A 15,295-nucleotide genomic window follows, 5' to 3' on the forward strand; every position below is an offset into this window, starting at 1 on the left:
ACACAGTTTCCAACCGCATCACCGATAATGGATTTCTATGAGCGAACGAATCAAAACGCTGACGAAGCAACTCGATGAAATCGGCGCCGACGCGTTCTATGTCGTCGACGAGATCAATGTCCGTTACCTGACCGGTTTCACCGGCGACAGTTCGTCACTGTTGATCAGCCGCAGCGGGGCGTTGATGCTGAGCGACGGCCGATATAAGGAACAACTTGACGAAGAATGCCCTGGCTTGCGTTACGAAATCAAGTCGCCGTCACAGCGTCCCGACGCCTTTACCGCCGACGTGTTAGCCGGATCGGGGGCAAAGAAAATCGCAATCGAGTCGGACAGCATGACCGTCGCCGGGTTTAACGCGATCAAGTCAAAACTGCCCGAAATTGAGTGGGTCGATACCAGCGGCGTCTTGCTGAAGCAACGGATGATCAAGGACAGCGAAGAGATCGAAGTGCTTCGCAGTGCGGTCCGGATTAACGAGCGGGCGTTACAATCGGTGCTCGCCAAGCTCGGGCCAGACTGGACGGAACTCGAGGTCGCGTACGAATTGGAATCGACCATCCGAAGACTCGGCGCGACGGGTTTCAGTTTCGACCCAATTATCGGGGCCGGCCCAGGCGGTGCGAAGCCTCACTACAGTCCCGACCAGACCGTTCTGGGTGACCATTCGACGCTGCTGATCGACTGGGGCACCAAACTGGGTGGCTATGCGAGCGACCTGACGCGGTGTTTTCATTACGGCAATCCGCCGGCGAAATTTGCGGGGGCATACCAAGCGGTGCTCGATTCTCAACTCGCCGCGATCGACGCGATCCGGCCCGGTGCGACCGCAAAATCGGTGGACGAAGCCTCGCGATCGGTACTAAAAAAAGCGGGACTTGCCGAGTATTTTGTGCATGGACTCGGGCACGGCGTGGGACTGCAAATCCACGAATCCCCCCGCCTATCTGGGGTCAGCGAGGACATTCTTCAGCCGGGGATGGTGATCACCGTCGAACCCGGGGTGTATTTTGAAGGGGAGTTTGGGATCCGAATCGAAGATGACATCCTGGTCACCGAAGACGGAAATGAAGTCCTCAGCGGATTTCCAAAGGGACTCGATGATTGTCATCTGATCCTGTAAAACCTCCGCCAATCACACGATCTTCACCTGACGAGACAGGCATGAGTAAAGGCAAGCAATCCAGCGGCGAGAGCGTTTTTGAACTCGACCGCATCCGGGATATTGTCAAGTTGATGGAAGAACACGACTTGACCGAAGTGGATCTCCAACAAGGAGACGACCGAATTAAGTTGGGCCGTGGCACTGCGATTCCGGTCGCACCGGCGGCGGTTCCGATGGCGGCACCGGCGGCCCCCGTGGCCCCGGCCGGTGGCGCGGCGGCACCGGCGGGCGGTGGCGATGACGGAACCATCACCATCAATTCCCCGATGGTCGGGACGTACTACGCCAAACCGAACCCCGAGGCGGAACCGTTCGTCCAAGTCGGTCAGAACATCAATGCCGACACGATTGTCTGCATCATCGAAGCGATGAAGGTGTTCAACGAAATCCCGGCCGAATGCAGCGGGCGCGTCGTCGAGATCCTGGTTTCCGACCAAGAAGCCGTCGATTTCAACAAGCCCTTGATTCGCATCCAACCGAATAACTAATTCACCGTGTTTCAAAAAGTATTAGTCGCCAACCGCGGCGAAATCGCGGTCCGAGTGATCCGCGCCCTGCGAGAGATGGGAATCGGTTCGGTCGCCGTTTACAGCACCGCCGACAAAGATTCCATGCATGTCCAGTTGGCCGACGAAGCCTACTGCGTGGGCGAAGCGAAGAGCGCCGAAAGCTACCTGAAGATCGACCAGATCATCGCGGCTGCCGAGGTTTCCGGGGCCGACGCGATCCATCCCGGCTATGGCTTCCTCTCCGAGAACGCACACTTCAACGAAGTTTGCCGGGAAAGCGGCTTCGAATTCATCGGCCCTAGCCCGGACGCGATGGAAAAGTTGGGCGACAAAAACACCGCCCGCTCGATGGCGATCGCCAATGATGTCCCCGTTGTCCCCGGCAGCGATGGCCTGATCGAGGACGACAGTAAGGCGATCGAAACGGCAAACAAGATCGGATTTCCCGTGCTGATCAAGGCAACCGCCGGTGGTGGTGGCAAAGGCATGCGGGTCGCCGAAGATGCCGATTCGCTGGAAAAAGCGCTCACCCAAGCCCGCACCGAAGCGCAGGCCGCGTTCGGCAACGGCGGCGTTTACTTAGAACGCTTCATCACCTCGCCGCGACACGTCGAAGTTCAGGTGATCGCCGACCAACACGGTAACGTCTGCCACCTCTTCGAACGCGACTGCAGCGTCCAACGCCGCCACCAAAAGCTGATCGAAGAGGCGCCCAGCCCCAACCTGCCGGTCGAAAAACGCAACGCCATTTGCGAAGCCGCCGTGCGGATGATCCGCGGAGCCAACTATAGCAACGCCGGAACGGTTGAATTCATCGTCGACCAAAACGACGATTTCTACTTCATCGAAGTCAACGCGCGGATCCAAGTCGAACACCCCGTGACAGAAATGATCACCGGAGTTGACTTGATCAAAGAGCAAATCCGTGTCGCCGCCGGTGAAAAGCTTTCGTTCGCACAAGACGAGATCACCGTCACCGGTCATGCGATCGAATGCCGGATCAACGCCGAAAACCCCGACAAGAATTTCATGCCCAATCCGGGCATGATCAACAAGTTCTATGCTCCCGGTGGATTGGGCGTTCGCTTTGATTCGCACGTCTACGGTGGCTATTGCGTGCCGCCCCACTATGACTCGATGATCGGAAAACTGATCGTCCATCGCCCGACGCGTGAAGAAGCGATCGCGACGATGCGACGAGCCCTGGCAGAAATTCAAACCGAGGGGATTTCCACCACCGCTCCGTTCCACGATGTCGTGCTGCAGCACCCGCTGTTTGTCGAAGGAAAGCACGACACCAAGTTCGTCGAACGCGAACTGATGGGCAACTGAGTTGACTGATTCGGCGTTGATCGGTTGGCTGATCGGGTTAGCGGTGGTTCCGCCGCTGATCATCAGTCTGATCAGCTTGTACCCGGTCCGCCGATTCGCAAGTCAGCTCGGATTGATCGCCAACCCGGGCGGTCACAGTACCCACACGAACGTCACACCGCTGGGCGGTGGAATCGGGATATGGCTGGGGATCATCCTCCCGATGATTGGCGGCACCCTGATCGTTTGCGGTATCGATCTCGGCTTCCATCAATCGCTGGGACTGCCGGATTCGGTCACCGTCTTTTTCTCCGGCATCCGCTCGCGACTGGGCCAGCTTTGGTGCCTACTCGGTGCCGGCACCGTGCTGTTCGCTTTAGGGATCTGGGACGATCGACGTGGTGCCCCGGTTGGATTGCGTCTCTTGATCGAGTTTGGCGTCGCCGCGTTTGTGGTCTACGTCATGGGCTTTGGCTTGACCGCGTTTATTGGGGCTCCGGCGCTAACGAATTTGTTGTCGGTGATCTGGATCGTCGCGGTGATCAATTCGTTCAATATGCTTGACAACATGGACGGGTTGTCCGGTGGTGTCGCCGCGATCATCGCCGCGTCGATGGCCGCGGTGATGCTGACCACGCCGGGCAGCGGTGGTAGCTTACCGCAACTATTCGTCGCCGGTTTACTGCTGTGCGTTTGCGGTTCGCTGCTGGGGTTTCTTTGGCATAACCGACCGCCGGCAAAGCTGTTCATGGGTGATGGCGGAAGCTATTTGGTGGGATTTCTGATCGCGGTATCGATGTTGATGGCAACCTTCGCATCCGAACCACGCCCCCATGCGGTGCTCGCGCCGATCTGCGCGATGCTGATCCCGATGTATGACATGGGAACGGTGTTGTGGATTCGAATTCGTGAAGGCCGCAGTGTCTTCAAAGGTGACCGCAGCCACTTCTCACATCGCCTGGTCGCCTTGGGGCTCTCGCGAACGCAGGCGGTGCTGACGATTCATCTCGTGACGGCGACGTGCGGCTTGGCTTCGCTACTGCTGGTACACGTCACGGTGCTGCAAGCGATCGCGGTCTTGGGCATCGTCGGATGCATGTTGTTACTTGTCGTCATTTTGGAATCGACCGGATGGCGAAAGCAAAGCGGCGAGTAAATGAATCACGCAGTTCGGCGACCGACGCTTTCGCCGAGCCAGCTCGAAGACCAACGTCGCCGAATGAATCGGTGCCGAACTGGGCCGTCTGGTGTCGGTCGCTTGCCGTCGCCGGATTCGGTGGTCTGCTTGCTTTCGTCGCGTTCGATCCCGCCGATAGCGTCGAAATCGAACGCGGGGAAGGACTCTGGTTTTCGACCTTTGCGATCGCTGTTTGGACGCTGACATTGGTTTCCGAACCCTGGCAAGCGTCGCGACGATCCGCCGAGTCAAGCGATCGTTCCGGATTCATCGATCGTTGCTTTGGTGATGTGACGATCGATACCGCGGCCTGGCTGCTGGCGATTTGGATGATGATGGCGGCACTGGCGATGTGCCCGCCGGGTAACTTGCGGTCGGCGACAAATGAAGCATGGTTTTGGGTCGCTGCCGCAGCGACACTGACCGCCGCGCGGCGACTGCTTGTCGAGCGATCCTGTCGCATGATGGCGTTTGCTTTGCTGATTGCGATGACATTCGCGATGGCACTCGATGCCTGCTATGAATTGGCGGTGGAGTTACCTCGAATGCGAGCGGAATACTTGGCTGATCCGGACGAGATGCTCCGGCAGGCCGGCATTGACGCGCCGCGGCAATCGGCGGCGCGCATGGTGTTTGCCAATCGATTGCTCGATGGTGGGCCAACCTCGACGTACCTGCTCGCCAATTCACTTGCCGCGGTACTTTCACTGCCAATCTTGGCGGGCGTCTTAGCAGTCATTCATTGGCGGCGCAAACGAGCGTCGCTGGGTACGGCCGGGCTTGGTTTGATTGCTATCTCGGTCGGAGGCCTTGCGCTCGTTGGAACCCAAAGCCGCAGCGGCTTGCTGGCGTGCATCCTAGCAGCGGTCTATTTAACATTTCGGATGAACGGCAGTGACGACGCGATCGCCGCGGACACCACGGAGGACTCTGCCCCAACGTCTTTGGGACCTTCAAGGCCCGCGTGGTGGCAACGATCCTTGGTGCCGTCGATCGTCGGTGTGATCGCGGTCGCGTTTGGCTTTGTGTCGGTAGGTCTGCTTTCGGATGCCGAATGGATCGATGCGGCCCCCTCGTCACTGCTATTCCGGCTTCAGTACTGGAAATCCACTTTGGCGATGCTGGCCGACCATCCTTGGTTCGGTGCCGGACCAGGTACATTCCAAGCGATGTACCTGCAGTACCGGCTTCCCCAAGCTAACGAAACGATCGCGGACCCTCATAACTTTGTTTTCGAAACCCTAGCCGCAGGTGGCATCGTCGCCGGTGCGTTGTTGCTGACGCTGGCAATCCTGCTCGTTCGCGCTTACCGCCGATCGCAACCCGACACCACTAGACGACAGCCGGCCTTGCCCGATTCAAGTAGCACGCCGTTCGCGGATCACCAGTTGGCGATGAAGATGGCGATCGGAGCGGTGGTTTCATCGGGTGTGATTTGTTTGTTATCGATCGCGGCTGGCAACCTACCGAAACTCGGTCAAATTCTTCTGGTGATGCCCGGGGCGATTGCCGCTGGAACGCTGGCATGGAAATCGCGATCGCGACTGACGGCACTCATACCTTGGGCGGGGGCGGTGCTGATCGCGATGCTCCTCCATCTCTGTGTTTCGGGCGGCTGGACGGTCCCGGGTGTGGCGGTGGTGATCTGGATTGCGGTCGCCATCTTGGTACCGCACGAAAGTGGTGCCTTGGGAAATACCGGTGCGTCGCGGCACGGCCGATCGCGCCGCAATGCCTCGCTTTGGATGCTTTCGCTGGGGCTGATTTTGCTACTGACTATCCGAACGACCTCACTGGTTCCGGTGACCTCTGCCGGTACGGCGATGTCGCGGGCCGAGTATGCCGCCCAATCGGGCTTGGCTGCCAAGGCGATCATAGACATCGAATCGGCTGTCGCACACGATCCTTGGGGAACGGCGCCGGCGATTTGGCACAGCGATCTGCTGAAAACCAAGCTGATCAACGAAGGCGACACCGTCCGCCATCGTAGCGAATGGGAATCCGCCGCCGATGAGGTCCTGCGCAGGTGTGGAATCGACCCGATCGCCCGTCGTTCCGTGGCCGAACAATACCTGCACGTTTACCAGTGTTTCGGGAAAGCGGCTGACCTTGAGCGAGCCGACCAGATGCTGATGGATCTGTGCCGTGACAACCCCACCGATGTGTCATTGGTCGCCCAGGCCGCCTTGGTGGCACACCAGCAAGGCCGTGGCGCCGAAGCGAAACGATTGGCCCAGCAAGCGAGGGGGCTTTCAACGCTCGGTGAAAATGTCGTCCGGCTGCTTGGGCTGCAGTTTGCGTACGTTGTTCGGCCCATCGGCCCTGCCGCCGTCAACGCCCCCGTTCAGGAACGGATTAAAGTGCAATTTAGCCGAATCCCTGGCTGGCCCAGCGAACCATAGGGCTGGGATTCCCGTAGCACCGGGCACGTTCTGGTCTCGGAACGATTTCCCCCATTGGCATTTTGCCACTTCATTCGCGCAGACTCATTTGACTCGCACAGACTACGCACAGGACAGAAATCCCGTGAAATACTTCTGGCTCATCCTATTGCTATCCGTCGTGATCGGTGCATCGATCGGTTGGACCACGAATTTTGTTCAGTACGGACGCCGCGATGCGTATTTTGGCGAAATTGACTTCACCGGTCATGTCACCGCCGACAACGTGATGGAACATCTCAAACAGTTCCACAGTGACAGTTCTGCGGTAGCCGAAGTCGACGGCGAAGCCACTCATGACTTCGGCGCGATGCCACCCAACACCAAGGGGAAGCACACATTTGTCATCAAAAACACCGGCAGCGAACCGTTGACTTTGGAACTCGGTGCGACGACTTGTAAATGCACGCTCGGGTCACTCGAAGACAGCTCTGTCGCACCCGGTGAAACGACTTCCGTGGAGATGGAGTGGACTGTCGCATCGGATAAAACCACCTTCGAACAGTCCGCCGAATTGCGAACCAACGATCCCAGCAACCCCGCAATTCGATTGGTGGTGATGGGGCGGATCATCCGAGACATCGAACTGGAACCCGAGTTGATTTCTTTTGGCGAAGTCACCGTCGGGGAACCGCTCGAAATGTCGACTAAGTTCTACAACTACCTGGATGATGACATCGAACTGATCGAAGGCGAATTCAGCAGCGAATCAATGACCGAACTAGCCGAGGTCACATTCGAGGAATTCGAGTTGTCCGAAGCCGACGGCACGCACCAGCACGCTAACCAAGGTTTTAACGTCGTCGCCAAAGTCAAACCGGGACTTCGCCAAGGGCCGATGGCCACGCGTTTGATCATGGTGTTCAAGAAGCTTAACGAAGCCGGTGAACCGGTCGGCGACAAGCTTTACGGAAGCGCCGAAGTTGCTGGCAAAATCGTCGGCCCCTTATCGATGCTCGAAAATACGCACCTCAAAACCACCGACAAGGGTGGATACTACTGGAACCTCGGCCGACTTGGCCCTGACGATAAAAAAGAGTTTAAGGCCCTTCTGGCGCTTAAGGGTAGCGAGAAGGACGGAACAAGCCTTACGATTGGCGAGACTTACCCAAAGGGCGTCGTCAGCGCAGAACTCGGAAAGCCCATCGGACGTGGGAAGACACGACTTTTTCCGATCACACTGAAACTGACGGCAGGCGAAGAGACGGTCGACTTGTTGGGCAAGAACAAGGAGGACTTTGGTTGGGTATGGATCGAATCCGATAATCCCAAGGTCGGCCGCATGCGTGTCGCGGTCAAAGTCATGATCGAACCCTAAATTTTGATTCGGCAGCACCGCTGCGGGGCATCCTCGGATCGAGTTAGTGCTCCGCCTGGACCAAATGCGCGGGTTCGGCTCATCAGCCGGCGTTCGGCTCATCAGCCGACGGGCGTTAGCCCCGGTTGTTGCACCGAATCCGTGGCTAACGCCATGCGGCTAAACCTAACTTCAAAGGTTGACGAAGCACTAGTGAAACAGCCCATGCAACCGTTTTCAGCTGCGTTTCGATCTCGAATTTTATCCGGCCCCTCCGCCAGGAGCCCCCGTATGCCGTCAAGACTCGGGGTTTCGGCGATGCTTATCGCCGCCGGCTTAGGCAGTCTTGCCGGCTGTAACGACGGCCCAACCCCGGGCGAATCGCGAACGGCCAAATCGATCGATCGCCAATTGGCCCCTGTCGCCGAAACAGACGCGGCGTTCAAACACATCGATGATCAACCTTCGCTCGACTTTCGCGCCTCCTGGATCAAAGACGAACTGAAGCGGGCCGCCCGCGAAGAAGCGGTGATCACACGTTACGCGAAGTTCAGCGATGACGTTGAAGCCGATGCAATGACGCCGCCTTCGAATCCTCAGTTCGGCCCCGCCACACGCTTGGTTCAGGCCCCTCTTGCCAAGCCTGCCAGTTCACCGCCGCTCTCTTCGGATGATCCTTCGGCCAGTCCGAGCCTCTCTGATACCGGGCCGATCGAAGTCGTGCCGACGCCTCAGCCACGCCCCGAGATGAAAGGCGAATTGATCCCCACCCCACAGGGCCTGCCTGAATCTTTCGATGGTGCTGAAGAAACACCACCGATGGCTCGCATTGCTGCCGATGTCGCCGATTCGAAAGCCGAAGCGCCAAGTAAGGACCTGACAGCTCCAGCCCTGATTGACCCGACGACCGAGGCTGGCATGGTCGCCGATGATGGCCCCGAAGACTACAACACTTGGCCAGCCCCAGATGTTTTGCTGTTCTTTACCGGTAACCAGCACGGCTATATCGAACCGTGTGGCTGCACCGGACTTGAGAATCAAAAAGGCGGCGTCGCACGACGTTATACCTTTATGGAGCAGCTTCGCAAAAAAGGCTGGGATCTGATTCCGGTCGACGCCGGAAACCAAATTCGCCGGATCGTCCCCCAAGCGGCGATCAAGTTCGAACGATCGACGACGGCACTCAAGGAAATGAAGTACCAGGCGGTCGGTTACGGTCCGTCCGATTTGCGGATCGGTGCGGGTGATTTGATCGCGATGGCGTACTCCGACGAACAGATGTTCGTCTCCGGCAACGTCACGATCTTCGAACCGGAATTGCTTCCGACCTATAAGGTGATTCGGCGCGGCGAGTGGAAAATCGGCGTGACGTCGATTCTTGATCCCGACGCACTCGAAGCAGCGACCGGTTCAGACATCACCGTCTCGCCAATGAAAGAAGCCGCCCAAGCGGCCCTCAAATCGATGAACGGCGACGGGGCAGAGTTTCGTGTGCTGACTTTCTTCGGCGAAGAAGAAGCGGCGAAGAAATTGATGACCGACGTTCAAGGTTTTGACCTGATTGTCGTCTCCGGGGGCTATGGCGAACCGCTGTATCGTCCACAACCGATCGAAGGTTCCAAAACCAAATTGATCGTGACCGGCAACAAAGGCATGTATGCCGGCTTGGTTGGCCTCTATCAAAACCAGCCGATGAAGTACGCCCGCGTTGCTTTGACTCATGAGTTCGAAGACGCACCGGAAATGCGCAAACTGATGGCCGACTACCAAAAGCAACTTGAACAACTGGGCTTCAGCGGTCTCGGTATCACGCCGATGCCGCATCGTTCTGGCAACACGTTTGTCGGAAGCGAAGCCTGCAAGGATTGCCACGAGAATGCCTACGATATCTGGGAAGGTTCCATGCATGCCTTGGCGACCGAGCACTTGGTTGAGCCACCGGCCGAGCGCGGGGATGTCCCACGTCACTTCGATCCGGAATGCCTAAGCTGTCATGTGACCGGCTGGAACCCGCAAGGCTATTACCCATACAAATCCGGTTACATGGATCTGACGAGCACCGCGCATTTGGGCGGCAACGGCTGCGAGAATTGCCACGGTCCGGGGTCAGCCCACGTCGCCGCCGAAAGCAACAAGGCCAACACACCCGAGATCGAATCACTTCGCAAGAAACTGCGACTGCAAGTTCAGCTGCCAATCGAAAAGGCTCGAGAACACTGCATGGAGTGCCATGACCTCGATAACAGTCCCGACTTCCATGACGAGGGCGCCTTCGAAGACATCTATTGGCCCGAGATTGAACACAACGATTGATCAATGACGGCAAGGAAACGTCGTCGAGCCCTTGTAGCGAAGCCCGCGGTTAGCGCCGTCGGCTTAAAGGTAAGCCGAACGCGCTAAGCAGGTAAACACGAGTCTTTGGGTTTAACCATCTGGATAACACCCTCACGCTTGCGGGAGGGTCGGACGAGCAAACGGCCGGGGAGGGTGCCCTCTCCGGGCCTGAAGGCCCGACTCTCCCAGTGGGAGAGTGAAATGACTTAAGCCGAATCATTCGTGTTCAACTGCTTAGCGTCGGCCCCCAAGCTGGCCCCCTACGATTTCAGGGTTGTTTCTCAGCCGAGGCGGCGCTGATTATTCAAACCAGTTGACGGCGTTCTGGAACATCGCCAAACCGTCGCCGACTTCGGGTTGCTCGGTACGACGTGTCCAATACGGGTGCTGCGTCGGATCGATGTGACGCTCGGGGTGCGGCATCAATCCAAAGACACGACCGCTGGCATCACAAACACCGGCGACATTTGCGTCGGCACCGTTCGGATTCGCTGGAAACTCGATCACGTTGTCTTCGACACCGCTATCGGCATCACGCGTGTAACGCAAGCACAGTCGCCCAGCTTGCTTCAGTTCATCGAGGACCGCTTCACTGCGGGCGACAAACTTTCCTTCGGCATGAGCCATCGGCAGGTACATGTGCCGGATGCCTCGCAAGAACGCGCAGGCACCTTGCTCACCACCGGCGGTATCGGTCGCCAAATGAACCCAGCGGTCTTCGAAGCGGCCGTGGTTATTCCAGGCCAACGTCGCGGGCTGCTCACCTTCGGCGGCGGCGACGTTTTCGGTCAGTACGCCCAACCGCATCAGAACCTGCATCCCATTGCAGATCCCCAGCACCAGACGATCGCCTTTGCCGTGCACGAACGTATCGACCAAATCGGCCAAGTGGTTTTGCAGTCGTGTGGCTAGGATTCGACCGGCAGCGATGTCGTCGCCATAGCTGAATCCACCGGGGACGCACAGAATTTGGTAGCGGTCTTTCAGCGCGGCGTTTTCGGCCAGACGATTGACGTGAACCCGCTCGCATTCGGCGCCGGCACGCTCGAACGCATACGCGGTTTCTTCATCACAGTTGGTGCCCGGGGCTCGTAAGACGAGGACTCGTGGTCGCGGCATTGCTTGGCGGTCAGTACGGTGTCAGTTAAAAGTGCTCAGCCGCCGGTTTCGGCGGCCTTTCCTCCAGACAGCCGTCCATCCGCGCCACCTGGAAATGCCGAGTTTATTGGTTCGAAACGACCTTTCCTAGGGCCGCACCTACGGCAGAACCTTCACTTGCAACCGTTCGTGGTCGTGATCCCACCCCACGACGGCCCCTCGGATGGTGAGACGATCGCGTCCGGCCTGTTCATACTCATCCGCCAAATGACGCGGGATATACAATACCAGCGGCAACGGCGGCTCGTCGTGCCGAGCCCAGACGGCGTAGCCATCGTCGTACACGTGCGGATCCTCTTTGCCGCTGTAGAGCAGCCGCCGCTCGATAAATACATCCATGTCAAACGTCATCCCCGAAACCGCGTCGATCAACAAGTCAATCCGTTGATCGTCACCACGAGAATCCCACAAATGGCTCGCGGTTTCGACGAACGTTATCTCCGACTCGATCTCCTGCTGTCCCGTTTGTTCAAGCGAAGATCCATCGGCGTGATCCATCGGCGCCAACCTTGCGCGATCGGCCTCCTCCGGCGCCGCGTCCTGATCTGGAAAGACATCGAACGCCAGCGACTTTGTCCAATCAGGCCAGCGAGGAATGTCGACCCGCAAGTCTACCGTCCACTTCAAATCATTGTCGGCTAGATCAAATGAGTAGGGCGCGTCACTTGGCACGGGGATATCGAAACTGAATGCTTGCTGGTCCCCGGGTTCGATCACGGTCGTTCCTAACAACTCAACCTCGGTTTGATAGAACTGCTTGCGGTGCGTCGTCCGATTACTACCGCTACCGCTGACGGCGACTTCGCTTCCGTTCAGCGTCGCGGTGATCCGGTTGATGTTGACACGTCGCTTCGGCTGGAACCCCAATTTCACGTTCACGGTTCCGCCGGGATGTACCTCGGGGGTCATCAGCTCGGACTCGACGTTTCCTAGCAAGAACTTTGGAAGCACCGTTTTCGCCGCCAACAGGGCGGACAACGGAACGATAAAGACGCCGATAAACAATCCGGCAAACGGATTCGCGATCAGCACAGCGATCATGCCGCCGAATGCCGCGATCAGCGCCAAGATGACGATGGCTGCCACGGCATTGCCAATACAACCGGTCAATTCGGTGGACTGATTCTTGATCGTCTCCGGCCGTTTGTGGGGCCGCACGATGTACTCTGCGGACGCCTTTGGGTCGAACGCCCAGGGGATTTTAACTCGCACATCGATGTAGTGATCGACGTTGATGTAACTCCCGTGATAGCTAGGTGGCCAATCTGCGACAGTCAATTCGAAGCGATACGCCTCGCGCCGTCCCGGCTCCCACTGTCCGGAGAACAATGTCACCTTTTCGGCTGTTCCCTTGGCGACATTGCCGCGACCGTGCGTACGCCAACCGGACTGAACCTCGAGTGCTTTGCAATTAACACTCGTATCGGTTTCGACGTTAACCGACCCACGTACTTTTTCGCCGCCCCGATAAATGCGATCAGGCTCGTCAAGTTCAATCGATAAATCGCAGTTCGCCATCCGTCTCTACCTGTTGTTGCACGACGTCGTATAAGTAGCCTTCGATCGACCGGACGTCAGTCCCAAATCGTTCGATCAATCGGGCCGCATCGGTCAGCGTGATTTGTGGGACGTCGGTCGCCGGGCCACGAAGCGATGCGAGCACTCGCCGGTTTAAGATCTCGGTCAGTTTTTCCGCCGTCAACGTCAGTCCGATCCGATCGGTGTGGACATCATAGCCGGCCCGGCGCAGCGGCCCCGTCAAATCGCGATGGCTGGATAAAACCAAAGGCACGCCACTATCGAAAACCAGGCGCCGAATCCGTCGTGGTAACCGTTGGGCTTCGTCGACCAACAATGGCCATCCCCACGGGATCGTCGGACACGCGGCATCTTCGGGCAAATACACGTACGCCGCCTGGGGAATGACCCTTCCGATCGCCAGCATCCGCGTGGTCTTGCCTCGACCACAATCGCCTAACAGTTGAAACGCGGCTCGGGATCGGAACTGCCAATCCCTCGTCGCAGATTGCGAACCGATCTGCCGTAAGATGCGATCAACGTCGACGACGGCCAACTCAGCCCTCTCGGCACGTTCCAGTTCTCCAAACGGGTTACGATACAGATTCGCCGCCTGCCAACGGGTAGCACTCCGGTCCAATCGCATTCGGTGTCGCGCAGCTGTTGGGGGGACGATCACGTTCATGCCCCTACTATGCCCGAGTCGGACCGGAATCTGCAAGATGAGACCAGGCCAAGCCAAGCGACCTCCATCCGCCATACGATATTGCGATCGGCGTGACGCCGTTCGAACAGCCTGTCTCGCGATCACTCAACTGGTGATCGCGACCCAATCTTTGGTCTATGCACAATCTCCGGCACCCCCGATCACCGACGTCGCTTTCACCCCCGATGGCAACGCGATCGTTGCGGTCAGTCAATCGGGGCTGCAAATCTACCGCTGGCCGTCACTTGATTTGCAACGTACCGTGCTTGATTTGCGAGGTACCTTGGAGGTCGATGCGCCGAACCTACACTGTGTTGCATTCTCATCCGATGGAAGCCACGTCGCCATCGGCGGAGGCGAGCCGTCCCAGTCGGGCTCGGTGGAAATCTTCCCTTGGCCACTGTCTTCGGAAGCTCAAACGAGGGAAGCCAAATTCTCTCGCTCGCAACGCCTGACCGGTCACGACGATTCCGTTCGTGCCATCGTCTGGCTAGGACCAACGTCGATCGCATCGGCAAGTTTAGACCGCACGATTATCCGTTGGGACCTCGCCGGCGAACCACATCGGCAACAGACACTTCGCGGTCATTCTCGCAGCATTCATGCATTGGCCGCTTTTGACGTCACCTCGAAATCGAACCCGCAAGCTTCGACATCCGTATCGAAAACAGTCCGTACCGGTCTTATCAGCGGTGGGGACGACCGTTCGATTCGCGTTTGGGAATTGATGCCAGAGGCGGGTTCGTCGCCGCTCCGCCGAACGCTCCATCAACACACCGCAGCCATCAATGACTTGGCGACCCGGGCAAATGGCAACGGCCTTCCGATGGTCGCGTCCGCGTCGGCCGATCGATCGATTCGATTTTGGCAACCGACGATCGGCCGGATGGTTCGTTATGTTCGACTGCCTGCGGTTCCGTTGGTCGTCGCATGGCTCGATGACAAGCACCTGGTCACCGGATGTGACGACGGCCAGGTTCGATTGATCGACACCGTCAACGTCCAGGTCATCGAGACCCTGCCTGTACTGGAAGGCTGGGTCTACAGCCTTGCGGTCTCTGCCAAACAAGATAACGCCCCCCGAACGTCGATCGTTGTCGGTGGCAGCGGTGGTCAATTACGATCACTTGACTTTACAATCCCCGAGAAACTCGCTCGCTGAATCTACCTGTCTACCATCCCACCTGACACCATTGCCGCGACCGCTCACGATGCCTTCCGAAACGTCATCTCCGTCACGACGCATTGTTTACCCATCCGCCGTGGACTGGTGGTTGGCCGCACTGTTGATGCTTGGGCCGCTGATCTGTGTCGGGGTCACCGGAATGTTGCTGATCGAAGGCAAAAATCAAGACGCCTTCATCAGTTTGGTCACCGGAGCCGGGGTCCTGTTACTGACGGGTCTGTTGGTCATCCCCTGTCGCTACACGATCACCGAGGACACGTTAGCGATACGCTGCGGCATCGTGATGTCGCGGATCCCGCTGTCGCAGATCAGAACGATCGAACCGAGCGGTAGCTGGCTGAGTGCCCCGGCGCTATCAGTTCGTCGGGTCAAGATCACAACGGCTTCACGCTTCTATCTCGTATCGCCAATCGATCGGGAACGATTCATCAGCGAACTCGCAGACGCCGCTAAACTGGATCAATAACGTTGTCATTCGCCTCGCGAGCACAGC

12 protein-coding genes are annotated in these 15,295 nt (G+C 58.0%); 9 read left to right on the forward strand and 3 right to left on the reverse strand.

Going from position 1 to position 15,295, the window contains the following annotated elements:
• Positions 1 to 37: 37 nt before the first annotated feature.
• From FYC48_RS02820 to FYC48_RS02850, 7 genes are all read left to right on the forward strand, one after another.
• A complete protein-coding gene (locus FYC48_RS02820; RefSeq protein ID WP_149495156.1) occupies positions 38 to 1,123 on the forward strand; it encodes a M24 family metallopeptidase in 1,086 nt (361 codons plus the stop codon).
• 41 nt (positions 1,124 to 1,164) lie between these two features.
• Positions 1,165 to 1,653: an acetyl-CoA carboxylase biotin carboxyl carrier protein gene (gene accB / locus FYC48_RS02825; RefSeq protein ID WP_149495157.1), complete on the forward strand. Its 489-nt coding sequence runs from the start codon at positions 1,165 to 1,167 to the stop codon at positions 1,651 to 1,653.
• A gap of 6 nt (positions 1,654 to 1,659) precedes the next feature.
• Positions 1,660 to 3,006, forward strand: a complete 1,347-nt coding sequence (gene accC, locus FYC48_RS02830; RefSeq protein ID WP_149495158.1) for an acetyl-CoA carboxylase biotin carboxylase subunit — start codon at positions 1,660 to 1,662, stop codon at positions 3,004 to 3,006.
• A 1-nt stretch (position 3,007) separates the two neighbouring features.
• On the forward strand, positions 3,008 to 4,141 hold the full coding sequence (locus FYC48_RS02835; protein ID WP_235034038.1) for an MraY family glycosyltransferase: 1,134 nt from the start codon (positions 3,008 to 3,010) through the stop codon (positions 4,139 to 4,141).
• Positions 4,142 to 4,212: 71 nt separating this feature from the next.
• Positions 4,213 to 6,564 carry an O-antigen ligase family protein gene (locus tag FYC48_RS02840; RefSeq protein WP_160149288.1) on the forward strand — a complete coding sequence of 784 codons (2,352 nt, stop codon included), beginning with the start codon at positions 4,213 to 4,215 and terminating at the stop codon, positions 6,562 to 6,564.
• Between the two features lie 124 nt (positions 6,565 to 6,688).
• Positions 6,689 to 7,921 (forward strand): DUF1573 domain-containing protein, encoded by a 1,233-nt coding sequence (locus tag FYC48_RS02845; RefSeq protein ID WP_160149289.1) that lies wholly within the window; start codon positions 6,689 to 6,691, stop codon positions 7,919 to 7,921.
• A 270-nt stretch (positions 7,922 to 8,191) separates the two neighbouring features.
• Positions 8,192 to 10,213: a multiheme c-type cytochrome gene (locus tag FYC48_RS02850; RefSeq protein WP_160149290.1), complete on the forward strand. Its 2,022-nt coding sequence runs from the start codon at positions 8,192 to 8,194 to the stop codon at positions 10,211 to 10,213.
• Between the two features lie 321 nt (positions 10,214 to 10,534).
• On the opposite strand, the gene FYC48_RS02855 is transcribed toward FYC48_RS02850, so the two are convergent.
• The 3 genes from FYC48_RS02855 to FYC48_RS02865 all read right to left on the reverse strand — a co-directional run bounded on the left by FYC48_RS02855 (position 10,535) and on the right by FYC48_RS02865 (position 13,550).
• Entirely contained in the window at positions 10,535 to 11,353 is an 819-nt protein-coding gene (locus FYC48_RS02855; RefSeq protein ID WP_149495162.1) for a phosphoribosylformylglycinamidine synthase subunit PurQ, read from the reverse strand.
• Positions 11,354 to 11,491: 138 nt separating this feature from the next.
• Complete coding sequence (locus FYC48_RS02860) at positions 11,492 to 12,910, reverse strand: sporulation protein (protein ID WP_149495163.1); 1,419 nt, start codon at positions 12,908 to 12,910, stop codon at positions 11,492 to 11,494.
• Positions 12,885 to 13,550, reverse strand: a complete 666-nt coding sequence (locus FYC48_RS02865; RefSeq protein WP_160149291.1) for a hypothetical protein — start codon at positions 13,548 to 13,550, stop codon at positions 12,885 to 12,887. Before FYC48_RS02865 ends, FYC48_RS02860 begins: the two co-directional genes overlap by 26 nt.
• 82 nt (positions 13,551 to 13,632) lie before the next feature.
• On the opposite strand from FYC48_RS02865, the gene FYC48_RS02870 reads away from it, so the two are divergent.
• Both FYC48_RS02870 and FYC48_RS02875 read left to right on the forward strand, forming a co-directional pair.
• A complete protein-coding gene (locus FYC48_RS02870; protein WP_160149292.1) occupies positions 13,633 to 14,778 on the forward strand; it encodes a WD40 repeat domain-containing protein in 1,146 nt (381 codons plus the stop codon).
• Positions 14,779 to 14,827: 49 nt separating this feature from the next.
• Entirely contained in the window at positions 14,828 to 15,268 is a 441-nt protein-coding gene (locus FYC48_RS02875) for a PH domain-containing protein (protein WP_149495166.1), read from the forward strand.
• The last annotated feature ends 27 nt before the right edge of the window (positions 15,269 to 15,295 follow it).

Source organism: Roseiconus lacunae (assembly GCF_008312935.1).
In the GTDB taxonomy this organism is placed as follows: domain Bacteria; phylum Planctomycetota; class Planctomycetia; order Pirellulales; family Pirellulaceae; genus Stieleria; species Stieleria lacunae.

What these genes read in the sequence shown, in the direction of transcription:
- FYC48_RS02820 (WP_149495156.1), top strand. Translation starts at nt 38, where the DNA reads ATGAGCGAACGAATCAAAACGCTGACGAAGCAACTCGATGAAATCGGC.
- FYC48_RS02875 (WP_149495166.1), top strand. Translation starts at nt 14,828, where the DNA reads ATGCCTTCCGAAACGTCATCTCCGTCACGACGCATTGTTTACCCATCC.
- FYC48_RS02855 (WP_149495162.1), bottom strand. Translation starts at nt 11,353, where the DNA reads ATGCCGCGACCACGAGTCCTCGTCTTACGAGCCCCGGGCACCAACTGT.
- FYC48_RS02870 (WP_160149292.1), top strand. Translation starts at nt 13,633, where the DNA reads ATGAGACCAGGCCAAGCCAAGCGACCTCCATCCGCCATACGATATTGC.
- FYC48_RS02850 (WP_160149290.1), top strand. Translation starts at nt 8,192, where the DNA reads ATGCCGTCAAGACTCGGGGTTTCGGCGATGCTTATCGCCGCCGGCTTA.
- FYC48_RS02860 (WP_149495163.1), bottom strand. Translation starts at nt 12,910, where the DNA reads ATGGCGAACTGCGATTTATCGATTGAACTTGACGAGCCTGATCGCATT.
- accB (WP_149495157.1), top strand. Translation starts at nt 1,165, where the DNA reads ATGAGTAAAGGCAAGCAATCCAGCGGCGAGAGCGTTTTTGAACTCGAC.